The organism is Exilibacterium tricleocarpae (genome assembly GCF_007004655.1).
GTDB classification, from domain to species: Bacteria; Pseudomonadota; Gammaproteobacteria; order Pseudomonadales; family Cellvibrionaceae; genus Exilibacterium; species Exilibacterium tricleocarpae.
The window spans coordinates 13,225-38,969 of record NZ_ML660106.1 but is presented as its reverse complement, the minus strand read 5'-3'; the positions used below and the strand labels follow the sequence as shown (position 1 = coordinate 38,969).

The 25,745-nt window shown below is 59.7% G+C and carries 21 protein-coding genes; 8 read left to right on the top strand and 13 right to left on the bottom strand.

Annotated features, from left to right (window positions below):
* The first annotated feature begins 49 nt into the window (after nt 1–49).
* From FKG94_RS23425 to FKG94_RS23415, 3 genes are all read left to right on the top strand, one after another.
* Nucleotides 50–2,338, top strand: a complete 2,289-nt coding sequence (locus FKG94_RS23425) for a putative bifunctional diguanylate cyclase/phosphodiesterase (protein WP_142929383.1) — start codon at nt 50–52, stop codon at nt 2,336–2,338.
* Between the two features lie 367 nt (nt 2,339–2,705).
* A complete protein-coding gene (locus tag FKG94_RS23420) occupies nt 2,706–3,869 on the top strand; it encodes a hypothetical protein (protein WP_142929382.1) in 1,164 nt (387 codons plus the stop codon).
* Nucleotides 3,862–4,266: a hypothetical protein gene (locus FKG94_RS23415; protein WP_142929381.1), complete on the top strand. Its 405-nt coding sequence runs from the start codon at nt 3,862–3,864 to the stop codon at nt 4,264–4,266. Before FKG94_RS23420 ends, FKG94_RS23415 begins: the two co-directional genes overlap by 8 nt.
* Before the next feature lie 33 nt (nt 4,267–4,299).
* Here FKG94_RS23415 and holA read toward each other — a convergent pair whose 3' ends face one another.
* The 3 genes from holA to leuS are packed head-to-tail and all read right to left on the bottom strand — an operon-like array spanning nt 4,300 to nt 8,609.
* Complete coding sequence (gene holA / locus FKG94_RS23410; protein ID WP_142929380.1) at nt 4,300–5,361, bottom strand: DNA polymerase III subunit delta; 1,062 nt, start codon at nt 5,359–5,361, stop codon at nt 4,300–4,302.
* An 11-nt stretch (nt 5,362–5,372) separates the two neighbouring features.
* Nucleotides 5,373–5,954, bottom strand: coding sequence for an LPS-assembly lipoprotein LptE (locus tag FKG94_RS23405; RefSeq protein WP_142929379.1), 582 nt, complete (start codon nt 5,952–5,954; stop codon nt 5,373–5,375).
* 42 nt (nt 5,955–5,996) lie between these two features.
* A complete protein-coding gene (leuS, locus tag FKG94_RS23400) occupies nt 5,997–8,609 on the bottom strand; it encodes a leucine--tRNA ligase (protein WP_142929378.1) in 2,613 nt (870 codons plus the stop codon).
* 150 nt (nt 8,610–8,759) lie between these two features.
* Here leuS and FKG94_RS23395 point away from each other — a divergent pair, with 150 nt between their 5' ends.
* Entirely contained in the window at nt 8,760–9,521 is a 762-nt protein-coding gene (locus FKG94_RS23395; protein WP_142929377.1) for a YdcF family protein, read from the top strand.
* Nucleotides 9,522–9,530: 9 nt separating this feature from the next.
* The gene (locus FKG94_RS23390; protein ID WP_142929376.1) at nt 9,531–9,992 is read left to right on the top strand and encodes a riboflavin biosynthesis intermediates N-glycosidase; all 462 of its coding nucleotides are present in this window, start codon (nt 9,531–9,533) and stop codon (nt 9,990–9,992) included.
* A gap of 179 nt (nt 9,993–10,171) precedes the next feature.
* On the opposite strand, the gene FKG94_RS23385 is transcribed toward FKG94_RS23390, so the two are convergent.
* The 7 genes from FKG94_RS23385 to FKG94_RS23355 all read right to left on the bottom strand — a co-directional run bounded on the left by FKG94_RS23385 (nt 10,172) and on the right by FKG94_RS23355 (nt 17,981).
* A complete protein-coding gene (locus FKG94_RS23385; protein ID WP_142929375.1) occupies nt 10,172–10,837 on the bottom strand; it encodes a transmembrane anchor protein in 666 nt (221 codons plus the stop codon).
* 12 nt (nt 10,838–10,849) lie between these two features.
* Nucleotides 10,850–11,539, bottom strand: a complete 690-nt coding sequence (locus tag FKG94_RS23380) for a HupE/UreJ family protein (protein ID WP_142929374.1) — start codon at nt 11,537–11,539, stop codon at nt 10,850–10,852.
* A 4-nt stretch (nt 11,540–11,543) separates the two neighbouring features.
* Entirely contained in the window at nt 11,544–11,786 is a 243-nt protein-coding gene (locus tag FKG94_RS23375; RefSeq protein ID WP_142929373.1) for a hypothetical protein, read from the bottom strand.
* Nucleotides 11,787–11,795: 9 nt separating this feature from the next.
* Nucleotides 11,796–14,978 (bottom strand): efflux RND transporter permease subunit, encoded by a 3,183-nt coding sequence (locus tag FKG94_RS23370; RefSeq protein WP_142929372.1) that lies wholly within the window; start codon nt 14,976–14,978, stop codon nt 11,796–11,798.
* Nucleotides 14,979–14,989: 11 nt separating this feature from the next.
* The gene (locus FKG94_RS23365) at nt 14,990–16,237 is read right to left on the bottom strand and encodes an efflux RND transporter periplasmic adaptor subunit (RefSeq protein WP_142929371.1); all 1,248 of its coding nucleotides are present in this window, start codon (nt 16,235–16,237) and stop codon (nt 14,990–14,992) included.
* Complete coding sequence (locus FKG94_RS23360; protein WP_142929370.1) at nt 16,234–17,532, bottom strand: TolC family protein; 1,299 nt, start codon at nt 17,530–17,532, stop codon at nt 16,234–16,236. Before FKG94_RS23360 ends, FKG94_RS23365 begins: the two co-directional genes overlap by 4 nt.
* Before the next feature lie 71 nt (nt 17,533–17,603).
* Nucleotides 17,604–17,981, bottom strand: a complete 378-nt coding sequence (locus tag FKG94_RS23355) for a hypothetical protein (RefSeq protein ID WP_142929369.1) — start codon at nt 17,979–17,981, stop codon at nt 17,604–17,606.
* 625 nt (nt 17,982–18,606) lie between these two features.
* Between FKG94_RS23355 and FKG94_RS23350 the strand changes: the two genes are divergently transcribed.
* Together FKG94_RS23350 and FKG94_RS23345 are read left to right on the top strand one after the other, a co-directional pair.
* Nucleotides 18,607–19,563: a nitrate- and nitrite sensing domain-containing protein gene (locus tag FKG94_RS23350; RefSeq protein WP_142929368.1), complete on the top strand. Its 957-nt coding sequence runs from the start codon at nt 18,607–18,609 to the stop codon at nt 19,561–19,563.
* Nucleotides 19,564–19,845: 282 nt separating this feature from the next.
* On the top strand, nt 19,846–20,259 hold the full coding sequence (locus FKG94_RS23345; RefSeq protein WP_142929367.1) for a hypothetical protein: 414 nt from the start codon (nt 19,846–19,848) through the stop codon (nt 20,257–20,259).
* Here FKG94_RS23345 and lnt read toward each other — a convergent pair.
* Nucleotides 20,228–21,799 (bottom strand): apolipoprotein N-acyltransferase, encoded by a 1,572-nt coding sequence (gene lnt / locus FKG94_RS23340; protein WP_246125351.1) that lies wholly within the window; start codon nt 21,797–21,799, stop codon nt 20,228–20,230. The two genes, FKG94_RS23345 and lnt, sit on opposite strands and share 32 nt — an antisense overlap.
* Before the next feature lie 128 nt (nt 21,800–21,927).
* Nucleotides 21,928–22,560, bottom strand: coding sequence for a response regulator (locus FKG94_RS23335; protein WP_142929366.1), 633 nt, complete (start codon nt 22,558–22,560; stop codon nt 21,928–21,930).
* Between the two features lie 245 nt (nt 22,561–22,805).
* Between FKG94_RS23335 and FKG94_RS23330 the strand changes: the two genes are divergently transcribed.
* Complete coding sequence (locus FKG94_RS23330; RefSeq protein WP_179957778.1) at nt 22,806–24,794, top strand: sensor histidine kinase; 1,989 nt, start codon at nt 22,806–22,808, stop codon at nt 24,792–24,794.
* A 76-nt stretch (nt 24,795–24,870) separates the two neighbouring features.
* On the opposite strand, the gene FKG94_RS23325 is transcribed toward FKG94_RS23330, so the two are convergent.
* The gene (locus FKG94_RS23325; protein ID WP_179957777.1) at nt 24,871–25,740 is read right to left on the bottom strand and encodes a CorC family transporter; all 870 of its coding nucleotides are present in this window, start codon (nt 25,738–25,740) and stop codon (nt 24,871–24,873) included.
* Between the last annotated feature and the right edge of the window lie 5 nt (nt 25,741–25,745).

Below are 25,745 nucleotides of genomic sequence, written 5' to 3'. Positions count from 1 at the left end.
TGAACTAGTGTGAACCGGCCCTACGCCAAAACACTTATCCCGGACTAGCATGCAGAATAAAAACGGCGCGGTAGAGCTAATCAGGAAGTACCAGCGGCTCTTTACCGACTTAAATCACAGACAGATTGCCGAACGCCTGGTGCGACTGGTGGTGACCAAACCGTCGTTCAGCCGCGTGGTGCTGGTGATCGAGCGGGATCGGCAGTTGTATGTCGAGGCGGTCGGCAGTTACCGCAACCCGCAAAACATCGTGGCCCTGGACACCGAGATTGAAAAAGTCAGCCGTTTGCCGGTAGACCTGATCAGGCATTGTTTTGCCACCGCCGCCCCCCAGTGTCTCGATCTTTCGAGTCCTCACCCTTTAAAACACCACGAGTACCAACTCGGCACTAAAGCGTTATACCTGCACCCGATTGTCGAAAACGGGCGGGTGGTGGCGGTTTTCCATATGGAATCGGAAACCGGCCCGGTCTCACTGAGTCAGGCCGTGCAGGAACTGGAATCGGTGTGGGTGTTCAGCGCGCTGCTGGTGCGGCAGATCATAGAGCTGTGGCGCAATGAAGAGCAGGGCGAAAAATTCCGCCTGGCCGAGCAGGCGCTGTGGGCCAGCGAGACCTACCTCAATGCCATCCTGTTCCACTCACCGGCGCTGATATCGGTGAAAGACCTGGACGGCAACGTCGTCCTGGCCAGCGAGCACTACAAGCAACTGTTGAATGTGGGGGAGGAGGGCTATGTCGGCAAAACCGTGCACGACGTCTATCCCCCCGAAGTGGCCGAGATCCTGTGGGAGAACGACAGCGCGGTGTTAGAGGAAGCGTCCCAGGGCACCGAGTCTGAATTCACCGTGCAGCATAAAGACGGCACTTACCACACGTATTTAATGCTGAAGTTCCCGCTGCGTGACCGGCAGGACAAGGTGTTCGGCGTCTGCACCATCTGCACCGATATCACCGAGCGCAAAGCGGCTGAGGATGCTTTGCGCGAACAGCAGTCGCGCCTCAATTACCTCGCCTTTCACGATGCGCTGACCGGGTTGCCGAACCGCACGCTGTTCTACGACCGTATCAGCCAGGGTCTGGCCCGGGCCCAGCGCAACGACAGCAAGCTGGTGCTGATGTTGCTGGACCTGGATCGGTTTAAAAACATTAACGACAGCCTCGGACACGATGCCGGCGATTTGTTGCTGAAGGCGGTGTCCCAGCGGCTGCACGAGGGCATTCGTGATATGGACACCGTCGCCCGCCTCGGGGGCGACGAATTCGTGGTGGTGCTGGAGGGCATCCACGACCGCGACGATGTCACCTTTATCGCCAATAAGCTGTTGGCCACCCTGGCGCGGCCGGTCAGTATTCACGGGCATGAAATCACCACCACGGTGAGCATCGGCATCAGCGTCTATCCGCAGGACGGCGACAATACCGATGAGCTGTTGAAGCACGCCGATATTGCCATGTACAAGGCCAAGGAGGCGGGCAAGAACAATTACCAGTTCTATACCCGGGGCATGAATGCCACCGCGGTGAATTACCTGCTGTTGGAAAATGATCTGCGCCGCGCCATCGAGCAGGATCAGCTCAGCATGTACTACCAGCCGCAGATCGATCTGCAAACCGGCAGTCTGATGGGGGTGGAGGCCCTGGTGCGCTGGCAGCACCCGGAGCGGGGGTTGATCGGTCCCATCAACTTTATTTCCCTCGCCGAGGAGACCGGCCTGATCGTGCCGCTCGGTGAGTGGGTGTTGCGTGCCGCCTGCCAGCAGCAAAAAACCTGGCTGCAGGCGGGCAAATATGTCGGCAAGGTGGCGGTAAACCTGTCGGCGCGCCAGTTCCGGCAACAGCGTTTTGCCGAACGTATCGCCGACATTCTCACCGAGACCGAGCTGCCGGCCAAGTACCTGGAGTTGGAGATCACCGAGAGTTCGGCGATGGAGCACGCCGGGGAAACCATCAATATGCTGAATCTGTTGAATCAAATGGGTCTGTCGCTGGCGATCGACGACTTCGGCACCGGCTACTCGTCGCTGGCCTATCTAAAGCGTTTTCCGATCCAGAAATTAAAAATCGATCGCAGTTTTATCAGCGACATTTACACCGACCAGAACGACGCTTCCATTGCCCGTTCTATCATCGGTCTGGCTCACAATATGATGCTCAATGTGGTGGCGGAAGGCGTTGAGGACACCAACCAGGCCGAGTGGCTGCGGCGCCAGGGTTGCGACCAGGCACAGGGCTTTCTCTACGCGCAGCCGATGCCCGCCGGCCGCCTCGAGTCTTTTTTCAAGGGCGGGACATTTTCCATTAACAATAATGTTGTCAAGTTGGAGTTGCCGGCGTAAGGGCGCCTGGCCGTTTGATGTGTCCTTAACTGAGCCGATCTCGCGGGGCTATTCCCCCATCGAGATTTAAGTGCCACATGAGTGAAAACACTTTCTGGTCAGTGGTCGATGCACTGGCCTGAATGTGGCACGAATACCCGCAACTTCACAGTAAGTGACTCCTGTTTTTGCTAAGAGGTGTTAAAAAGAGGCGGCTGGCGAGTAGGCAACAGGAAGCAAGTTTTTAAGCACAAATTTCCGGCGTAAATCCTCCTTGCTCCCAAGTATGTGTCGGCGTGCCGGGGCAGCACTTGCACTGATGGATGGCATTGACGGCCTATGCTGGCCGGCGCTAAGCTGCCTGTTCAACCTAAACAGGTATTGCAAAATGAACAGCTCGGCGTTCGACCTGGACGTCACCTTCACGGGAAATACGGACGGAGATATCCTGACACCGTTCAGTGTGCCCGACTATCGAGAGCTTCGATCCGCAACGACCGGTAATAGCGACGGCGTGGGGTTCGAAATCGATATCCGAAACAGTGGTGTTGACACGCTGGTTGCAACGATCATGGCAGGCTCAGGGCTGGTCCGTCAGGAGCAACTGCCCGCGCCCCTGCGTGCGGTCGGGCGGCACCAGTGGCAGTGGGACGGCTTCGGTACCAACGGGGTCCTCGATACCCGGATTCTCAAAGAGCCGAGCCTTTCCCTCGAGTTCCTGGCCACGGGTGGAGGGGTAAGTAAGAAAAAAACGCTGCGGTTCAGTAACGAGTGCGCCGAACAGGATTGGATCGACATAAGGATTGACAGGACGAGGAAGGCGGTCTTCGTCGAGTTGCGCATCAATGTCAAGGATGGCGGTCAAAGCGGGGCCGGCGGGCTGCCGCCGCGGGGTGTCCAGGCCATGCCGCGCTACCGTGGGATTCCGGCCAACGATGTCAGGCGCCAGAAACATATCCGCACGCGAAGTCTGCAGGCGCTGAAAGGACTCTTACAACTGGGCCTGAAACGATATTGGAGCCGGCGTATTGTGGTCGGCGGTGCCTCCTACAGGGTGCAGGTCGATCCGGTCTTTGCGACTCGTGACGCAATGGACGACATTGATGTCCGCTACAACACCAATGGCGCCTGGGCGCGTTCGAGTAACCCCGGCAGTGTTCGCGGGTTCTATTCCCTTTTTGGTAACCTGGTGCCGGAGCAGGTGGTTTACAACGTCGGATGGATCAAGTACGGCAATGGCTGGGCCTACATCATGCCCGCCGCTGCCGACCAGGAGTTCTCAGAGACGGCGGCTCACGAAATCGGGCACGAGATCCTGAGCGCCTACGGCGGCGACGCATACTCTTATGGCCACCGCGGCTCGTCCACTGTGGTGACCCAGGAACCCAGGCCTTTGAACGCCGGCGGTGTTTCCTACCCCGGTAGTGGTGAGATTGACCTAATGAAGTACTACCACGGCCCCAGGCCGCCCGGCTTTTTCTCCCGGCTCAGCGCTTCGGAACAAGACGTCAAGTCCCTTATTTGGCTGGCACGAGTGCGCTTCAATGCCTAGGTCACTGTGGTCCCCGGCACTGTTGGCCGTCGTTTTCGTCCTCGCCGTATCGGCATGCGATTTCGATGGAGGCCGGCAAGCTGAGATCGCCTATCCGCGGATCGTGGAACTGAAAAACGCCTCGCCGGACCGGATCGATTTAACAGCGTTCTCCAGTGCACCAGACGCCAAGGCGACCTTTTTCCTCGAGGGCGTGCGACTATCGCCCGGTGCCGCTCAAAACTGGCGCATCCGGCTGGATGCCTACGAGGATATCCTCACAGGCCGCTTCGTGCTGGACGGCACCTGCGGCGACACCACGGGCTGGCAACTGGCGGGTGAGCTTCTAAAGTCGCATATCGTCGAACAGGCAGATCAGGGGAAGGTGGTCGTCACTGTTCCGGCCTGTGGCGGCTGAGGGTGCCAACGATTTCCCGGTCACCGCCGGTGCTCAACTGTAAGCTCGGGTCAACGCCAGCTTTTGTACCCGCGGGTGCAGGCTCACCGTGCCCGCCAGATTCAGGGTCAAATCCAGCAGTTCGCCCCAGGGGTCGGCGTTGTGCATGCCTTTGATCGCCTTGTCGATGGCGTTGGCTTTGCGCAGCAACACTTGCAGCAGCGGTGACTTCAAGCGGCGCAAGGCTGTTTTTATCAGCGGCTTGCGCTTGTCCCAAACGCCGGCGTTTTTCGCCGCCCAGTCAAAATTCTGCCCCTGTTCGCAGGCGTAGGCCACCTGCGACAAGGTGCGAATTTCCCGCGCCAGCGCCCATAACACCACGGTGGCGTCGGTGCCTTCACCCCGCAGCCCGTGCAGGTTTTTGACGGCGCCGCGGGCATCGCCGTGCAATGCTTTGTCGACCAGGCCGAAGACATCGTAGCGGGCGCTGTCGGCCACTACCGTCGACATCATCTCTGCGGTGACAAAACCGTCTGCCTCGACCAGCAGTTTCAGTTTTTCGATTTCCTGGCTGGCGGCGAGCAGATTGCCCTCCACCCGCGATGCCAGCACCTCCTGGGCCTGGCTGTCGGCCTTGAGCCCGGCCCGGCGCAGGCGCTGGCCGATCCAGCGCGGCAGTTGCTGTGCCGTGACCGGCCAAATCTGTACGAAGCAGCCGGCTTGCTCCAGACCCTTGAACCACTTGCTGCGCTGGGTGCTGCCGTCCAGTTTCGGTGCCGCCAGCAGCAGCAGTGTGTCCGGTGCGGGTGCGGCGGCGTATTCCAACAGGGCTTTGGCGCCTTTGTCGCCCGGCTTACCATTGCCGAGGCGCAGTTCTATCAGTTTGCGCTCGGCAAACAGTGACAGGCTATTGGCCGAGGACAGAACCTGCCCCCAGTCGAAACCGGGTTCATTGTGGTAGAGTTCCCGTTCGCAAAAACCGGCGGCCCTGGCGGCGGCGCGGATGGTGTCGCAGGCCTCCTGCACCAACAGGGGCTCGTCGCCGCTGACGATATAGATGGGGCTCAGCCCTTTGGCGAGAGCTTTGTCGAGCTGGTCGGCGCGCACTTTTGTCATGGGGGTCGCCGCTATCCGGCGGGCCGCTGCGAGGGCGCGTCCTGGGGAGCCGTGCTGTCGGCGGCGGGGGTTGACTGGGCGGCAAACAGCAGCCGGCGAATGATTTGCTGGGCCAGTTCGCGCCGCATCTCCGTGCGGATCACGCGCTCCTCTTCGGCCCCGCCGGTGACATCATCGACATCGAAGTTAAAAGAGCGCACTACCCTTGCGGTAGCGGGGGTCACGGCGTCGCTGCCGTCGCTTCTGAGAATGCGGTAGTCCGCCTCCATGCTCAGTTCGTACTCTGCCGCCAGGGCGTCGCTGCCTACCGAAACCGTGCGGCGCCGATCCCGTTCCGCCTCGATACTGATGCTGTACTGGCTGTCCGCCGCCCGGCTGACGATATCAATATCGTTGGACTGCAACAGGCGCCGCATATCGGTGGCGAGGTTACCGTGGGTATCCCTGGTGCTCAGGTGGACGGCGGTCAGGTCGCTCGGCAGCGCCAGCGAGCCGCGCAGGCGCCAGCCACAGCCGCTGGCCAGGGCGGCGCTGAGCAGGAGGACAAATAGTGGTTTCAACAGCGTTGTCATAATGGGTTTAAAGGCTTGCATCTTAACCGTGTTCCAACCATGGTTCAGCGAAAGAAAACAACGCTACTTCACTGCAAAGGTGACTAATTTGCCCGGCACCACTTTGCACATCTTGATCTCTTTGCCGGCCAGAAACTTTTGCACATTCGGGTTGTGTTTGGCCTGGTCGATAATACTGGCTTCGGCGGCATCGGCGGCGACTTCTATTTTGGCCCGCACCTTGCCGTTGATCTGCACCACCATCGCAATACTGGCTTGTACCAGCGCAGCGTGATCGACCTGGGGCCAGCGGGCGTCGATAACGGCGTCGCGGTTGCCCAGGGCCGACCACAGGTGATGGCAGATATGCGGCACTATGGGTGCCAGTAATTGCACCGCCGCCTGCAGGGCCTCGCGTTCCACCGCCAACCCCTGACCGCTGTTGCGATCGGCGTGGCGGCTCACCTCGTTGAGCAGCTCCATCACCGCGGCGATGGCGGTGTTGAAATGTTGCCGGCGGTCGAAGTCGTCGCTGACTTTGGCAATGGTCGCGTGGGTCTTGCGGCGCAAGTCTTTTTGTTCCCCGCTCAGCGTGTGCACCTGCAGCGCCTCGGGCGCGCCGGCGGCGAGATGAGCGTGCACCAGTTTCCACAGCTTGCGCAAAAAGCGGCTGGCGCCCTCGACTCCGGCGTCGTGCCACTCCAGCGTCTGCTCCGGCGGCGCGGCAAACATGGCAAACAACCGCACGGTGTCGGCGCCGTAGTGATCCACTGCGGTTTTGGGATCGATGCCGTTGTTTTTCGATTTCGACATCTTGGTGACGCCGCCAAGCTGCAGCACGGTGCCGGTAGTGATGTGCCGGGCGCGGATGGCGCGACCTTTGTCATCGCGTTCGACGTCGACCTCAGTCGGGCTGAACCAGGTCCTGTTGCCCTGCTCGTCCTCCGTGAAAAACGACTCCGCCAGCACCATGCCCTGGCACAGCAGGCGCTTGATCGGCTCGTCGCTGCCCACCAGGCCCTCATCGCGCATCAGTTTGTGAAAAAAGCGCACGTATAACAGGTGTAAAATAGCGTGTTCAATACCGCCTACATATTGGTCGACAGGCAACCAGTAGTTGGCCGCACCCGGTTCCAGCATGCCCTCGCCGTAGTTGGCGCAGGTGTATCGGGCGTAGTACCACGACGACTCCATAAAGGTGTCGAAGGTGTCGGTCTCCCGCTCCAGCGCCTGCCCATCAAGCGCGTAGCGGCGCCAGTCGGGGTCCTGTTTGAGCGGTGAGTGCACCCCGTCCATCTCGACATCTTCCGGCAGCAGCACGGGCAGTTTTTCCGCCGGCACCGGAATCTCGCCGCCGTCCGGCAGGTTGAACATGGGAATGGGCGCGCCCCAATACCTTTGCCGGGATACCCCCCAGTCGCGCAGGCGAAAATTGGTCGTGATCTCGCCCTTGCCCGCCGCCGACAGCGCCTTGGCGATCGCTTCGAAAGCGGCCCTGAAATCCAGGCCGTCGAAGGCACCGGAGTTGATCAGGCGGCCCTTGTCGAGAAAGGGCGCCGCGTCGATATCCCAGGCTGTGCCGCTGGCCGGCTCGACGACCTGGGTAATGGGTAAGTCGTGGGCCCGGGCAAACTCCCAGTCGCGCTGGTCGTGTCCCGGCACCGCCATCACCGCCCCGGAGCCATAATCCATCAGCACGTAGTTGGCTACCCATACGGGGACCTCCGCGCCGCTGATGGGATGGATGGCTTTGAGGCCGGTATCCAGGCCCCGCTTTTCCATGGTGGCCATATCGGCTTCGGCCAGCGATTGTTTTTTGCAGGATTCGATAAACGCCGCCAGCGCCGGGTTGTCCCGGCTCAATGCGAGGCTGATCGGGTGCTCCACCGCCAGGCTGACATAGGTGACGCCCATCAGGGTATCGGGCCGGGTGGTGTACACCTCGAAGGCGCCGATGTCAGCGATCTGCCCGCTGAGTTTGCCGGGCGCCAGATCGAAGCGCATATTGATGCCCCGGCTCTTGCCGATCCAGTTGCGCTGCATGGTCTTAACCTGCTCCGGCCACTCGGTCAGGTCATCGAGGCTGGTCAGCAGTTCATCGGCGTAGGCGGTGATTTTGATAAACCACTGGGGAATTTCCTTGCGCTCGATCGGGGCGCCGGAGCGCCAGCCGCGGCCGTCGATCACCTGCTCGTTGGCCAGCACGGTCTGGTCCACCGGGTCCCAGTTGACGGTGGCCATTTTTTTATAGACCAGCCCCTTCTCGTAGAGGCGGGTAAAAAACCATTGTTCCCAGCGGTAGTAGTCGGGTTGGCAGGTGGCCAGTTCGCGCTGCCAGTCAAAGCCGAAGCCCAGTGATTTGAGCTGGGACTTCATATGCTCGATATTGCTGTAGGTCCACTTGGCGGGGGCGGTGCGGTTTTGAATCGCGGCGTTTTCCGCCGGCAGGCCGAAGGCGTCCCAGCCCATCGGGTGCAGGACGTTTTTGCCCAGCATGCGCTGGTAGCGGGCGATGACGTCGGAGATGGTGTAGTTGCGCACATGCCCCATATGCAGTCGCCCGCTGGGGTAGGGGAACATGGACAGGCAGTAGAACTTTTCCCGCGCGGGGTCTTCGCTGACTTCGAAGCTACGGTTTTGCGCCCAGTAGGTCTGGGCCTCGGTTTCGATCCGGTCGGGGTGGTAGTGCTCTTCCATCGTTTTTTCGTGGCCCTGGGTAAAACGCCTCGCCGGCTGGGTGGCATGTCAATGAGAAAACCCGTAATTATAGGGCCTGGCTTAGGTCGGGTATAGGGAAAAGTCGACAATTCTGCTAGGGTGCGCACTGGCCGGTAAAAGTTGGAAGACATGATAGTTCGCGCAATCCTGAAGGCGCTGGCGTTACCCCCCGGGTTGAATGTGCTGCTGCTATTGTTGGCACTCGCCTGCTGGTGGCACTACCGGCGCTTGTCGCTGGCGCTTGCTGCCGTGTCGCTGGTGTTGTTGATCGCACTGTCCCTGCCGCGGGTGGCGCAGGTGCTGGCGCACCAGTTGGAGCGCCCCTATCCGGCGGTGTCACCCGAGCAGGTGGTGCGCGGGGCCCAGGCGATTGTGGTGTTGGGGGGCGGTGACTACCCGCGGGCCGAGGAGTTCGGCGGCGCCGATCTGTTGAACGCGGCGGCCCTGGTGCGAGTGCGTTACGCGGCTTACCTGCAGCGCCGGACCGGCTTGCCGATCCTGGTGAGCGGCGGGCGGGTGTACGGCCACGAGCGCGAGGCGCAGGCCGAGATCATGGCGCGGTCGCTGCGCGATCACTTCGGGGTCGATGTCGAGTGGATCGAGCCCGCCAGCCGCACCACCCTGGAAAATGCCATTTACAGCGCCGAGGTACTGGCCGCGGCCGGCATCGAGCGCATTGCCCTGGTGAGCCACGCGCTGCATATGCGGCGCTCGGTGGCGGTGTTTTCCCAGCGCGGGCTGACGGTGCTGCCGGCGCCCACCGGTTACTTCGCCCGGACGCCGATCCGCGGCTGGCTGGCTTTTTTGCCGCGCGCCGACGCCCTCGACTTGAGTCGCAGGGCATTGCACGAGCAGTTGGGCTATTGGGTGTACAAGCTGGAGTCGCAGTAGGGGGCGCCGATGTTCGAACACGACTTAAGACTGGAAAACGCCTGCCACTTTTCCCGCTTTGATGCGGGCCATCCCTTGTCGACTTTCTCCCCCCACGACTTTCAATTGGAGGAGGCGGTCTGGGCCACTGCCGAGCATTATTTTCAGGCGCATAAATTTCGCGACCGCGCCTATGGTGAAAAAATTCGCCTCGCTATCGATGCCAGGCTGGCCCACAAACTCGGCAACACCTGGTGGAAGCGCAAGCGCGCCGACTGGAAGTCCATACGCCGCACAATCATGACGCGGGCCATGTACAGCAAATGTATCCAGAACAGCGCGGTGAAGCAGGCGCTGCTGGACACCGGTGACCTGCTGCTGGTCGAAACCTCCGCTTACGACCATTACTGGGGCATCGGCAGAGACCAGCGCGGCGAGAATATGCTGGGTCAGGTATTGATGGCGATTCGGGAAAAGCTGCGGGAGCGGTGACCAATGGCGCCAGCTCCGGAGGTAGACTTACCCCCGGTAGTGTTAATCAAAATCGCTAGAACTACTGTTCTGTTGCGGAAATAACGTTGCAAAGCCGCTCAGTTTAACGATTTACAATCGCCCTATGCTCTCATTATTCCAGCCGCATAAGCGTTACGGAGAGCACATAGCGACGATCGCTACAGTACACGCTTGACCTGTGTGTAGTCGCCGCGGACCTTCAACGTCACTTCGACAGCGACATCACTGCGGTTGCGCCAGAACCATCCGTGGGCCCCGTCAAAAGCTGCCGTGAGAGCATCTGCATCGACAGTTTCGGCGCGACCCTTCCGATAGCTGACAGATTGACCTTCGGTACCGTTGCCATGAAGGTCAGAATTGAGGTGCCCTGCGGAAACAGACCATTCATAGTCGGCAGTGGCGCCTTTGTTCATGATGAGCTTGATCTCGGCGGCCGCGCCGGGTTCGAGCGTTAAACTTACAGTGTCGGTCCATTGTGGCGCATCCGCATCGGTTGTTTCCGCAGCGGCAACTTCCGGGGCGATTGCTGCCGGTACTGGCGCAGCCTCAATGTCTTTGGTGGTGACAGGGGGCGCGGTTGTTTCAACCAATTCGGCCCGCCCTGCTGCCTCGCTCGCCGCTTCTTCGGCAAGCTGCACTTTGATCTCGCCCATTTCAGTGAGGCCGAGTGTGCGCCCGATGCCTGTTGGGTCGACGCCATATTCTGCCGGCAAAATGGCGGTTATGAGCAGGGCGATCGCCACACCCAGAGCGATAAGGGTAGAGCGCAGCAATTGCGCACTGGTGGGGAGGTCTTGTCGTTCGGGAAGGTCAGTGTTGTACATATCGAATTCCTCTTAAGACACGAAATAGCCGGTCAACTGGTAGCCGATCAGCATGAAGCCGGCGGACATCACAGCGACGTTAGCGGTATAAGCGTGTTTCAGGAAACTGGGTGTGCGGCGCCAGTAACCCATTGCGATCAGGATGGCGGCCAGAGCGAGTAACTGGCCGATCTCAACGCCGATATTGAAGGCGAGCAGGTTCGGTAAGAGGCCGTCGGGAGACACCTCATAGTCGAGGATTTTGCTCGACAGGCCGAAGCCATGAAAGAAACCGAAAACCAGCGTAGCGAGCTTCATATTGGGCTGGAAGCCGAACCAGCGCTGATAGGCGCCGAGATTGTCGAGCGCTTTGTAAACCACAGACAGTCCGATGATGGCGTCAATGATGTAGCTGTTGATGCCGATATTGAAATAGACGCCGGCGAGCATCGTTGTGGAATGGCCGAGCGCAAACAGACTGACATAGATGGCGATATGTTTCATCTTGTAGAGAAAGAAGATCACGCCCAGCAAAAACAAAATATGGTCGTAGCCGGTGACCATGTGCTTGGCGCCGAGATAGATGAACTCAATGAAATGAACGCCTGTGATCTCCTGGATATAACCCTTGTCGCCCTCGGCGACGCCATGGGCGAAAGCCTGACTCCACAGAGCCAGAGATGTGAGTAGGAAAACGCCGAGTACCCGGCCTGGATGTTTCATAAAATTAGTCCTTATCGGTGCCGTGATGTGACGAACGCGGCCACTGCGGATGCAGATCATCGATCACGAAGGGGTGGGTGAAATCGCCCGTCGGGTGGCCCTCAAGAAGATGCGGATGATCGGCGGACAAGTGCTTGTGGTCATGGGTGAGTCGCATAGTATCGCTGTGCAGCCATGAAACGAGGGCGGCAAGGCTCCCGGCCAGAAAGAAACGCCTACAGGCGCGACTGGAGAGGACACTCAGCATGTTCGGCACCTACGGCCGCGCCGGCGCCGCTTTGGTCAGCGGGCTCCGGGGAGCAGGCATCGTTAGACGCCCGACACCGCCGATGATCCGATAGAGCGCCGGCAGGACGAGCAGTGTCAGCAGCGTTGACGAAATGATCCCGCCGATGACGACCGTCGCCAGCGGGCGCTGCACTTCGCTCCCCGCCCCGACATTGAACGCCATCGGGACAAAGCCGAGGCTCGCCACCAATGCGGTCATCAGAACCGGCCGCAGGCGCTGCATGGCGCCGGTGCGGATCGCCGTTTCCAAATCGATCCCGGCGGCCAGGCGCTGCTTGATAAAGGTCAGCATGACGACGCCGTTAAGAACGGCGACGCCCGACAGAGCGATAAAGCCGACCCCGGCGGAGATCGACAGCGGCATATCCCTCAAGGCGAGCGCCGCGACGCCGCCCGTCAGTGCCAGCGGCACGCCGGTAAAGACGACCACCGCATCGCGCGCCGTGCCGAACAGCATCATCAAAATGCCGAAAATCAGGAGCAGTGCTGCCGGCACGACGATCGATAAACGCTGACCGGCGGAGATGAGTTGCTCGAAGGTGCCGCCATAGGTCATCCAATAGCCGGTTGGCAGGTCGACTTGCGATCTGACCGACGCCTGGAGATCGCGAATGAACGAGCCGAGATCGCGATCTCGTACATTGGCGGTGACGAGCATCTTGCGCTTGCCGTTCTCGCGGCTGACCTGGTTCGGGCCGGGTGCAATGTCGATTGCCGCCACTTCCGATATCGGTACGGACAGGGGGCCGTGCAACGAGCGACGGTGCTCCGGGAGCGGAACAAGCATCTGCCCGATCGCCATCACATCCGAGCGAATGTCCTCGGGCAGCCGCACCACGATATCGAAGCGGCGGTCGCCTTCAAAGAACTGGCCGACCGTCTCACCGCCAAGGGATATGCCTGCGACACGCTGGATGTCGGCGACCGACAGACCATAACGCGCAAGCGCCTCCCGGTTCGGCGTGATCGACAGGATCGGCAGACCCGTCACCTGTTCACGTTGGACGTCGGCCGCACCGGGGATACCCGCGACAACCGCCTCGACGGCTTCGGCGAGCGCTGCGAGTTGATCGAGGTCGTCGCCGTAGAGCTTCACCGCCACATCGGCGCGCACGCCGGAAATCAGCTCATTGAAGCGCATCTGGATCGGCTGGGTAACTTCATACTTGCTGCCGGGCACGGCCTCTGCGGCCGCCTCGATTTCCGCCAGCAGGACGCTTCGCGGCTTTCGCGGGTCCGGCCATTGCGCGCGCGGCTTCATAATGAGGAAGGTGTCTGCAACGCTCGGCGGCATCGGATCAGTCGCTACATCGGGTGTACCGATCTTGCCGAAGATACGCTCCACTTCCGGCAGTTTGGCGAGTTCTTTCTCCAGCATGGACTGCATCTCGATCGCCTGGCTGAGACTGGTGCCGGGAATGCGCAGCGCATGCAGCGCGACATCGCCTTCATCAAGGTTCGGAATGAACTCCGCACCGAGCCTGGTCGCGCCATAGCCGGTGACGCCAACCAGGACGACCGCCGCGGCGATTACGCCGTAACGCATCCGCAGGGCAAAGCTTAGCACCGGGCGATAGGCCCGGGACGCGCCCCGCATGATGCGGCTTTCCCTTTCCTCGACCTTGCCGGTAACGAATATGGCCACAGCAGCCGGCACAAACGTCAGAGAAAGGATCATGGCAGAGGTCAGCGCGATCACAACCGTAAACGCCATTGGGTGGAACATCTTGCCTTCGATGCCGGAGAGCGCGAAGATCGGCAGATAGACGACCGTGATGATCATTACCCCGAAGATCGAGGGCTTGATCACCTCGCAGCTCGCCCTGGCGGCAATATCGAACCGCTCATCCCGGGTAAGCAGGCGACCGCGACGTTTTTGCTCATCCGAGAAGCGCCGCAAACAGTTCTCCACAATGATCACGGCGCCGTCGACGATCAGGCCGAAATCAAGCGCACCGAGGCTCATAAGGTTGCCCGACACCTGGTTCTGAACCATGCCGGTAATGGTCAGGAGCATGGCGAGGGGAATGACAGCCGCCGTAATCAGCGCGGCGCGGACATTGCCGAGCAGCAAGAACAAAACGACGACGACGAGCAATGCACCTTCGGCGAGGTTCTTCTCGACCGTGGCGATAGTCCGCTCGACCAGCGTGGTGCGGTTGTAGACGGTTGTAATCGAAACGCCGGACGGCAGGCTTGCGGCGATCTCGGCAATGCGCTCATCGACCGCGATTGAAACCGCCCGGCTGTTTTCGCCGATCAGCATGAAAGTCGTCCCCAGAACAATTTCCTCACCGTTCTGGGTTGCCGCGCCTGTGCGCAGTTCCCTGCCGACAATGACCTCTGCGACGTCGCGCAGCAGAGTGCTGGTCGCACCACGATCCGCGACGGCGATGCGTTCAAGGTCTGCCAGGGTCTGCACCTGCCCGGGGACACGGATCAGGTTTTGCTCGCCGTTGCGTTCGATGTAACCGGCGCCGCTATTGTGATTGTTGCGTTCGACGGCTTCGAGCACGTCTTCCAGGGTCAGGCCCAGGCGCACCAGCGCCATCGGGTCGGGCGTGATATGGATTTCCTTTTTGTAGCCCCCGACAGTGTTGACTTCGGTGACGCCCTCCACGGTGCGCAGTTGTGGCAGCACAACCCAGTCATTCAGGGTTCTGAGCGCCATGGCGTCATAAGGCCGGCCGTCCTCATCGCGCGCGTTTGCATCGGCGGAGAGAATATACATGTAAATCTCGCCAAGTCCGGTCGCGATGGGGCCGAGTTCGGGCGCAATCCCCGCCGGCAGAGAACCCCGAACCGCCTGCAGGCGTTCCGATATCAATTGCCGAGCGCGATAAATGTCCGAGCCGTCATCGAAGACAACAGTGACCTGGCTGAGGCCGTAGCGGGAGATGGAGCGCGTATAGTCGAGGTCCGGCAGGCCGGAAATCGCGGTTTCCACCGGAAAGGTGATACGCTGTTCGGTTTCGAGCGGCGAGTAGCCTGGCGCCTTGGTATTGATCTGCACCTGGACATTGGTGATATCTGGCACAGCGTCAATGGGGAGTTTTTGAAAGTTGTAGACGCCAAGTGCGGCGAACACGAAAACCAGCGCGAGCACGGTCCAGCGCTGACGTATGGATAGTCGGATCAATTGCTCCAGCATGTGGCGACCTCCTAGTGATCGTGGCCGGCGCCGGACTTTTCGACGTCGGCTTTAAGCAGGAAGGCGTTGGCTGTCACATACTCCGTCCCCGGCTCAAGGCCGCCATGGACAACCGCCCATTCACGATCCCGAGCGCCAAGATCGAGCATGCGTACCTCGTAGGTTTCATCAACTCTGGCGAAGACGACGGTGAAATCGCGAAAGCGCTGCAGACCTGACGTGCGCACTGCAAGTGGCGCGTCTATGGTCTCAACGACGATTTCGCCATTCACCCGCATACCCGGATAAAACCCAGCGTCGGCTGGCACAGGTGTGCGTGCAATAAGTGTCTGAGACAGTGGGTCCGCCATTGGCATGTACGCGGAGATTTCCGTCTGTACGGCTTTGTCGCCAATCGGTGTTTCAATCTTCACCGCCAGACCGGGTGTTACTTTTTGCCGGTCTTTCGGAAAGATGTGAAGGCGTGCTTCCATTTGCGAGGTGTCGCCGATCGCAAACAGCGCCTGGCTGCCCGCGACATCGCCGACATTCGTGTTACGCTCAATGACCACACCATTGAACGGTGCAGTAATGGTGAGCGGCTGTAAAGTCGAAACATTCTCGAGCAGCGCAAGCGTCTCGCCGCTACCGACCCTGTCGCCTACGGATTTGGTAATCGATAAGACGCGAGCGGTATATGGCGACTTAACCTTCGCCGTCGCGCCGGGTGCGAAAGTGATCTTGCCGGTGACCGGGATCGAGATGTCGACTGTCGCAGCTCCGGCTATTTCGGTTGTAATACCTGCCGCTTTGGCAAGGGCGTCGGCAATTTCGGTGCGGCCTTCAATGGCGTCATAGGTCCAGGCGCTTGCCCTGCCGTTATATCTGGCGTTGATTGTGACGACGAAGGAATGCGGCTCGGTGACGATCCCATCGCCGACAAGATAGTTCCCTTGCGGGCTGAATTTGAACCGGTCTACCTGATCGCCCAGGCGTTTCAGCTCCAGCGTCAGGTCAACCTGGTCCGGTGACAGCGGTTCGCCGTCTTGATACGCGTAGAGACGAAATTGCGGATCGACACCGGTTTCAAAGATGGTGACCTCGATGGCGAAATCTCCGTCCGACAGCAGCCGTCCGCCATTGGGACCTTTGATTGCTTCGGTCTCAGCCAGTTCGGGCGTGTCAGTCGTTGTCGCCGAATCAGCGCTGCAGCCGACAAGACCGATTGCGACGGTAAAGATCATAAGGCTGTAGAGAAGGTAAGTTGTACAGTGTTTCATGGTTGTGCCTCCATTGCAGCGACGTCGCCGGTTAGTCGCTGCAAAGCTGCGTCGTTCATCAGGAGTGTTTCGAGGTGATCGACACGCAGCTTGTGCAGCGCGATCAACACTTCGTGGGCGTCGAGAATATCGCGGAAAGAAAGCGCACCGCGCCGATAACCTTCTTCGGCAAGTTTGAGTGCTGCGCCGGCCTCCGGAATGAGCTTCTCATCAAGCGCTGCCAGCATATCGACGGCTTGCGCTGAGGCTTGACGTAAGGCCGTGGTTTCGCGAACTACCTGCTGCAAAAGCACACGCTTTTCGGCTTCGATCGCCTGTTCTTTGGCGCGTGCCCTGGCCACCTTCGCATCACTACGGGCGCCCATGCCAAACGGGATAGAGATGCCGGTAGTCACGCCGAAGTCATCGGATGCCCCAAAGTTGCGGATGCCAACATGCCAGGTGATGTCAGCTTTGCGGCCCGCTTGTTCGAGTTTGCTGATGGCGCGTGCCTCGCGTTGTCGGGCCTCCAATGCCAGGAGATCTGGCCAGGATGAAAAACTCAGGTCAACTGCGCGGACATCGGCCGTTTGCGCGAGCGCAGATCGGTCGAGAGTGAAGCGCCCACTTTGCCCGGTCAGGTTGGACAGTTGTTCCAGAAACGCGTTTTGCTGTGCTCGGTGAAGCCGCAATTCCGACTGCGCTGTCAACAGCTCTGTTGTAGCGCGGACGGTCGCTAAGGCGGGATCGGCAGACCGCCGGACACGCTCGTCGATCGCGCCTTTGATCGCGTTAACGTGCTCAATTTCCATGCAGACCACAGCCTGCCGGGCCGATGCGACCAGCGCTGCGGCGTACAGGCGGCGCACATCATAGGCGATCTGGTTGGACGAAACGGCTGCCGCTGCCCTCGCAATATCGACCCCGCTCGCGGCGACGGCTGCGCGCGCTTCGCGTTTTCCGCCCCGTTCCCAGACGCGGGCATAACTGCCGGTTACTTCCAGGGGGTCAGTATCGCTGAGGCTCTCCGACCGTGGGAAATCCTCTGTCTGAAATCGGATTTCATCGGGCGGGCGCAACGACGCGATCCGGTTCTCAGAGCGAGCCGCAGTCACCGCCGCCAGCGCTGCATCTTTTCGAAGATCATTTTTGAGCGCTAATGCAACCGCCTGCTCGACGGATATCGAAGGTGAGCGATCAGGCTGCGCCTGAATGGCAGTAGGTCCGGCCGTTGTCCCCGGGCAGGGCGGATTTCGCGCCCATACCGAAACGGCCACAGTCAACGCCATAAGCGCGACCGTTGATTTCATCAACATGTCGGAAGACTCCAAATCTATGTATGAGAATCATCCGCTCAAAGCGGACGGATTGCGGGTATAGATTCGGATTAGTCGGGAATGTGATCTATCAGATAGAGCGGATCGGCAAGGAACGATACTGCCCCAAGTGCTTTTGAGTCTTTGTTTGAAATATTGACGTCTAACGCTTTCAGCGAGTCTACAGCGGCGCTTCCGTGGCCATGTGAGGCGTGATCTTCAACGTCATGGTCAGCGTCGCTTTTATCAGTGTGGTCATACCTGTCGTGGGGAAACACCGCTTTGTGAAAGGCGATCGACAAATCCCCGAATGTCTCTTCTGAATTCTCAGAGCCGTGGACAAGATGCAGTTGTGCTTGAGCGAACACCGAAATGCTGCTTGATAGCACCAGAACCAGGCAAAGAAATTTAGTAAAGCACGGTTTCATAGCGCCGGATTGTACTGCCATATCAAATAGTTAACAAGGCGAGTCGTTCACGCTCGTCGTCACTGAGTTCTATGCGTTGGGTCTTTCCGCCTGGTTTCGCCACCTGGAAGACCGTGGTTCTTGGGGCAGTCTACGCACAGTGAGGAAGCTTGCAGTGTGTCAGTTTTACGACCTCACTCCACGGAACCTCTGAATAGATTCGCTTGTTAAGGAACATCCTCTCCGTCACCCTTTGAGATTAAGGGGGCAACAATTGAAAAAGACCTTAATCGGGGTATCCACAGAGGGAAGGGGTGGCAAAATGAAGGACTGTTCTTGAGCACGCCACCACCGGAAGTGGGCCTCGCAAGTGAAAGTAGAACCCGAAACGAGTGCCGCTGACCGTGACAGTCAACCTCAACGCCTGCGAGGAATAATGGCAAGATGTGTGGTGAGGCGGGTGCGGAGGTTCTGTGAGAGGTGGCCGCTATTGGTGCCGAAACGGTGCCACCGCCCTCAAATGGTGCCGATTACGCCCGGTCGCCGTCGGGTTTGGGCCGCGACTGGGCGTAAACTCCAAGCTGGCATGGACCTTGCCCAATTAAAGACCACTGAAACTGAATGAATTATGACCGCATAAATGAAAGCGGTGAGGTGTACTGTTTATATGAATGAGATGGTTGCCGTCCTCAACCGTGAGCGAGACCCGGCGGATACGGCGAAGTTTATCGACTGTTGTGCTATTTACCGGCGGCGTCTCGATGCCATTCACCTGATCAAGCAGATCAATCATCTGGTCAAAGCGGTGCAGAAACATCGCGGGCTGAGTATGGCGGTGCTGGCGGGGGACAAGCTGTTCGAAGGTGAACTGCTGGCACTGCAGCAGCAGGTGGATCGCCGGATTGCGGTGCTGGATGCGTTTGCGGCGCAGTCCTCGCCACTGTTGGACGCGCGCGAGCGGGAACAGATTTATCACGCCTGGGCGACGCTGAAAACGGACTGGCGCGATGACAATGTGATCGACAATTTCGAGTTGCACTGCCATTTTGTCGAACAATTGCTGAACCTGATGACGCAATTGGGCAAGCACCTGGAGCGCCCGATCTCCGACTATCTGTCGACTCTGGACCAGGTGCCGCGCCAGGCCGCCGCTTCCCAACTCAACAGCCATGCCGCTTGCAAACAGTTGGCCCTGCTGGTCTTTGCGTGCAAACAAATGCCGGATATGGTGGAACTGGTGGCCAAGATCAGAGGGCTGGCCACGCACGCGATCGTGCAGGGGACCTGCGACTATGTCAATGATCGCAAGCTGCGCTACCTGTTGCAGTGCACCAAAGCGGAAAACGAAAAACTGCGGGTGCAGATGGGCCGGATGCCGGCCTCGATCAAAAATCACCTCGCTTCGCTGCCGATGATCAAAACCTACGATCTGAAATTGATGTTTTTGCTCAACAGTGTGGAGCAGGACATTCTCAGCGGCGGCCATATCTCCATCGACCAGCGCCAGTTGTTCGAGTTGGCTACCCAGATTATCAATGTCTATGTCGATGTCATCACCGAGGGGCTCGAGCTGCTGCAAACCTGGCAGGAACACCAGTTGGAGGCCTGGCTGACCAGCGGTTGACTCGCAGCCCGGCCTGAACGCCCGCCGGTTTCGCCCCGCCACCCCAAGTCGGGCGCCCACTCGTACGCCCCGGCTATCCCCCGGCCGCAGAATATAGGATTTAGCGTGACTCAGACGGTTGATTCACTCTGGTTTTTGTGGCCCTATGTCGCCTGTTCGCACATAAAAACGAATTAAACTGCAGCGCCGGGCAAAAAAAGTTACTTTTGACGCCAGAGTGTTGAATTTGCGGACATCTCGATTCTTATAAAATCCATTTCAAACAACTGGGTCAGGTGTGTAATGAAAACCAATTTACTGCCGAAGATGACTGCTATTGTGGTCACCGACAGGTACGGTAATGAGGCGGGTATCGATATAAAGTTGGTGCGTTACGATGGCCAACTGTTTATCTTCATGTCGGACCGGGACCGTTTTACGGCCTCGGGCATCGCTCACAATACCGGTCAATACCTCACACAACTGGTTGAGCGACTGGGGCTCGATGTGACCAGGAGCGTTTTTTTTCGCCATATCTACACGCCGGCGACGGGCAGCGTGTTCGGTCGCTTCAACATCAAGTGGGGCGCTGACGGTCTCGACAGCTATACCTTCAACATGCTCAACAATATTGATGGCGCTCTCGATGTGCGCCGGGCCCTGGTCGAAGGGGAGATGGTTCCCGTCAGTCAGCTCCATAAGCTGGAGGCGAGTTAAAGCGGCGCGCGCCGATCAGGCCGAGCGCCAGCAGGCCCAGGCACAGCGCGATCACCGGTGCGCTGCCCCAGCGCATAAACGGTGTGGTGCCCACCACCGCGGCGATTTCTCCGGACAGGGTTTGTTGCACGAACTGTTCGCTCCTGTGCAGGATGCGCCCGCGGCGGTCGACAATGGCGCTGACGCCGTTGTTGGTGGCGCGGATAAGGTAGCGGCCGGTTTCCAGCGCGCGCATCTGCGCCATCTGCAGGTGTTGAATCGGACCGATGGAGTCGCCAAACCAGGCATCGTTGCTGATGGTGATCAGGGCGTGGCTGGTGGCGGCGCTGGCGGCCACCAGATCCGGATACACTACTTCATAGCAGATGAAAGGCGCGAGCCGGTAGGCGCCCGCCCGCAGTCCCGGTTGTCCGTCGGGGCCGGCATCGATAATGGAAGTGGGCAGATCGAAAAAGGCGATCAGGCCGCGCAGGTAGCGGTCCAGCGGCACGTATTCGCCGAACGGTACCAGGCGTCGCTTGTGGTAAATGCCGCTGCCCTGGCCGAGGCCGATGATGCTGTTGTAGTAGGCCGGTTCCGGGTTGACCTGGCGAAAGTAATCGTCAAATAAAATGCCGGTAATCAGCGCCGTATCGGTAGCGCTCGCCTTTTCGTGCATCTCCTCCAGGTAGGGGCCGGCATCGTGGAACAGCAGCGGCACCGCCGCCTCTGGCCACACCACCCAATCGTGCTGCCACAGGGGTTCGCTCATATCGCGATAGCGTTGCAGTGTCGGTTGTAAAAAACTCGGCGCCCATTTCAATTCCTGGGGAATATTGCCCTGGGCCATGCCCACGGTCAGCGGGCGATCGATGGTTTGGGTCCACTGCGGTTTTTGCAGGCCCCACCCCGCCAGCCACAGCGGTGCTATCAGGGCCAGGCAGAGCAGGGCGCGACGCTGCGGCAGGCCGGTTGCAGCGGCCAACAGGGCTGCGCTCAGCGTACATGCCAGGCCGACGCCGAAAATGCCCGCCACCGGGGCCCAGCCCGCCAGCCAGGTATCGATATGGGCGTAGCCGATATACAGCCAGGGAAAGCCGGTAAACAGCCAACTGCGCAGCCACTCTCCCAGAATCCAGCAGCCGCTGAATCCCAGCACCAGATTGGCCGGGCCGGCGCGCAGCCAGCGACCCAGCAGGTAGAACGGCAGGCTGAAGACCGCGGCCAGAAACAGGATGAAAATACCGGTCAGCAGCAGCGCCAGTGGCAGCGGCGCACCGCCGTAGCCGCTGATACTGACGATGACCCAGGAGGCGCCGGAGCCGTACATGCCCAGGCCGAACCAGAAACTGCGCCACATTGCCTGGCGGCCGTCCAGGTGTTGCAACGTCCAGGCCAGCAGCGCCGGGCAGGCCAGACTCAGCGGCCAGATATCGAAAGGTGCCAGCGACAGCGGCAGCGCCAGGCCCGCTAGCAATACCAGTACATGACCCCGCCAGCCGGGTTGGAGCAGAGACAGGCCCGGGGAGAGCGGTCCCGACAGGGATGGATTGACGTGCACTGGCTACTGCTTCCTTCTGCAAAAAAAGCGTTAGTGTAACGGCGAATAGCCGCCGGCACGAGTTTCGTGTTTCCGGAACCTGGCCAAGCGTTGGCAATTACCGCCCGGGCTGTCTCTGGCGGCGCAGCTCAGTCGATAAGGCCCAACTCGAACGAGCGTCGCATCAGTTCCGACACTGAATGTACCTGCAGTTTTCTCATCAGGTTGGTGCGATGCCGGTCCACGGTCTTGGCGCTGATGTGCAGGAGTTCGGCGATTTCGCGATTGGTGTGGCCGAGGGTTATGAGTCGCAGCACCTGGGCCTCGCGTTTGGTGAGGCCGCTGTCGTCGTCGCTGCCGGCCAGTTCCCGCACCGATGCCGACAGCGTCGCCGTGCCCTGCAGTATTTCCGGCAACGCCAGCAGTACCTGCTCGAAATCGTCGGACTTCAGAAACACACCCGCGGCGCCGGCATTGACCAGGGGCAACAGCGTCTGGCGCTGGGTCTGGCCGGTGAAAAAAACCACGCGGGTGGCGGGGCAGCGGCGTTTGATTTCAGCGCAGACATCCAACCCCGACATCCCCGGCATCTGTGCATCGAGCAGCACAATATTCGGGCGGTGCTGCCGGCACAACGCCAGTGCGGTAATGCCGTCGGCGGCATCGGGCAGCACCTGATAGTGCCCGAGTTTTTCCAGGCGGGCGCGCAGCCCGTCGCGCACCACCTGATGATCGTCGGCGATCAGAATCGATATTTTTTTACTGTTGAGAGTGTTGCTCATGATGGGCGGGTTTGTTGGCGGGACCGGTTTTCCAATATACTCAGTTCCGCTCGATCAATCCAGGCACAAAAACAAGACGCCGAATCAGCCGCGCCGGTTCGGGCGAACATGCAGCCAAACGAGATCAATAGCGTATGCAGCCAGCCCGGATATTGCCGAGGTGTTGGATTAACCAGCAGTTGTCTGAATGGCCTGGCAGGCGTTGTGGGCTTCAGTCGAACTGGCGCCGCGGCCCGTTATCCGCGTTGGCCACCGCGATCTTGCTGCTGGTCCTGGTACCGGCGGCGCCTGCGTTCGCCGCCAGCGGTTCGGATGCGGGTGGTGGTGAGGCTGTTGTTGAGACCCTTGTTGAGACCGTTGTCACTCACCTGTCCCACGCGCTTAACCCGGGTACCGATCTCCGTTGTGATGAGGCGGCGCAGCGCCTGGAAACCATTGCGTTCAGCCCCACCGATGGGTTGATCGACTACGGTTTTTCCCCGGCGCAAGTACTGGTGAAAATCAACTTGCGCAATATTTCAGCAGTAGCGCAGGAGCGGGTTATCGATCTGAACTCCACCTTTTGGCAGTCGATAACTGTCTGTCAGATCGCAGCGGGGGCGGCACCGGCGGAGCTGCTGCGGCTGCACCGCGATGCCCCTTTTGGGCAACGCCTGATTGCCTACAGAAATCTGGTGATTCCCGTGGTGACCGATGCCGGCGCTGAGCAAACCCTGCTGCTCGCCTACCGCTCCGGGGGCACCGCGCAGATGAAAATCGACATTTACGATCGCCAGGCCTTTTTTTATCGCTCGGTCAGTGAAACCGCCCAGTTGATGTTATTTGTCGGTGCCGCAGCTTTTATGGTGTTGTACAGCTTTCTCAACGCTTTGAAAAGCGCGACGTCTGTCTATATCGCCTACGCTGTCTACGTCACCACCGTGGTGCTCTATGTTATTCATATGGAGGGCGTCAGTTTTCAGTACCTGTGGCCCGATTCGCCGCGCTGGAACGCGGTGGCCTCGGCTTACCTGGGGCTCGGAGCCATTCTGTTTGCGGTGCTGTTCGGCGTGTTGTTTCTGGATTTGCGCCGCCGTTTTCCCGCGCTGTTTTACCTGGCACTGGCGCACATGGGGGTGACCCTGGCGGCACTGGTGATATTCAGTTTCGGCTGGCAACAGGTGATAAAAAAATGGGCGTTTATGATCAGTCTCGCGGGCGGTTTGCTGTGCTGTGGTTTTGGCGTTTACTCCTGGATCAAGGGCTATCGGGAAGTCAGGTTTTACGTGCTCGGCTGGTCGATACTGTTTGCGGCGGGACTGCTGTTGACGGCCAATCACTGGCTGTCCGGTTTTATGGCGGTGCAGGTCGGTTATGAGCTGACGCGCTGGGCGGTACTGGTGGAAATCGCCCTGTTCGCCCTGGCGCTGGCGGACCAGAGTTCGATGGTGCGCAGGGCCTACCAGCACAGCCTGGTGCGCGAGGCGGAATTGTCGGCCAGCAAAGCGCGGGTCACGGCGCGGTTGCTGGAGAGTGAGAAGCAGCGCGGCAATATGCTTGAACGCCTGCGCGAACAGGCACGCTACCTCGCCACGGCCACCCACGATATGCGCCAGCCCCTGGCGGCGTTCAAGCTGTCGCTGGCCAACCTCGCCGGCGATCAGCCACTCGAGGAGCGCCAGGTTGCGCATATGAAACAGTGCGTCGATTACCTGGATGAGGTGGTCGAGCAGACCCTGGAGGGAGAACTGAGCCGTTCGGGTGAACTGTTGCGGGAAGACGCCGCCGTCGACAGTGTGGCGGAGCGGTTTGAATTGTCCGATGTGCTGGATAACGTCGCCTACATTTTTGGCAAGGAAGCGGCGAAGAAAAATATCGCCTTCCACTATCTCGGCACCTCGGTGGTGGTGGAGGCGAACCCGACGACGGTGATGCGCATCGTCAGTAACCTGGTGTCCAATGCGGTGAAATATACCCCGGCGGGCCGGGTCGTGCTCGGTGTGCGCCGCCGGGCCGGGGAGGCCTGTATCGAGGTTTGGGATACCGGTCCCGGTATCGACGCCCGGCGCCTGCCGGCGTTGTATCGCCCCCTGCAACAGGAGAACAGCGCGGCCGAGGGTAGCGGACTGGGTCTGGCGGCGGTAAAAGCGCTGTCTGAATCCATGCGCTGCACGCTCACGATCCACCCGAAAAATGCCGCCGCCGCGGTGGTTGGCACCCATGCCTGCCTGTGTCTGCCGCGGCCGGTGCTCTAGTGCCTGGGCGGGAAAAACCCTGCTCGGGCGGCGTTCAACAGAACTCGATTGCGTAAGTTCGAGCCTCGCATTGAGTTCAGTGAGATAGAGGTTCCGGCGTTGTCAGGCGCAGTAAATGAATCTGGCGATTGTCGGAATAGAGTACGCGAAACTGGTAGCCGTTGACCTCGGTGGCTTCATTGCGCTGCGGCAAATGGCCGAAGGCGCGCATTAAGATGCCGCCGATGGTGTCGAACTCATCGTCGCTGAAGTCGGCCCTGAAATGCTGGTTGAACTCTTCGATGGGCGTGAGTGCCTTGATGATAAAGTCGTTGTCGGAGACCTGGCGGATAAAGGTATCCTCCACGTCTTCGTCGGTTTCGTCCTCGATTTCGCCGACGATTTCCTCGAGAATATCCTCGATGGTGACCAGGCCGGAGATACCGCCGTACTCGTCAATGACCAGCGCCATATGGTAGCGGTTTTCACGAAATTCCCGCAGCAGCACATTCAGCCTTTTGCTTTCCGGAATAATATTGGCGGGTCGTAAAATACTTTCCAGGACGAAATCTTGTTGGCCGTTGAGGATCAGTGGCAAGAGGTCCTTGGCCAGCAAAATCCCTTTGATATCGTCCGCCGATTCGCCGACCACCGGGAAACGCGAGTGTCCCGATTCGATCACTTTGGGCAAAAAAGCTTCCGGTTGGTCGTCCACTCGCACCACTACCATATGCGAGCGCGGCACCATAATTTCGCGCACCTGCTGTTCGGATACGTCGAATGCCCCTTCGATAATGCTCAGCGCTTCCTGGTCCAGCAGCTTGTTGTCGGCGGCGTCTTTGATAATGTCCCGCAGTTCCTCGCGGGACTTCGGCTCGCCGGTGAAGGCGTGTAGCAGTCGGTCGAGCCACGACTTTTCCTGTTGTTTGCCGTTGGCCTGGCCGGTACTCGGGGGTTCTTCGCTCATGGTCT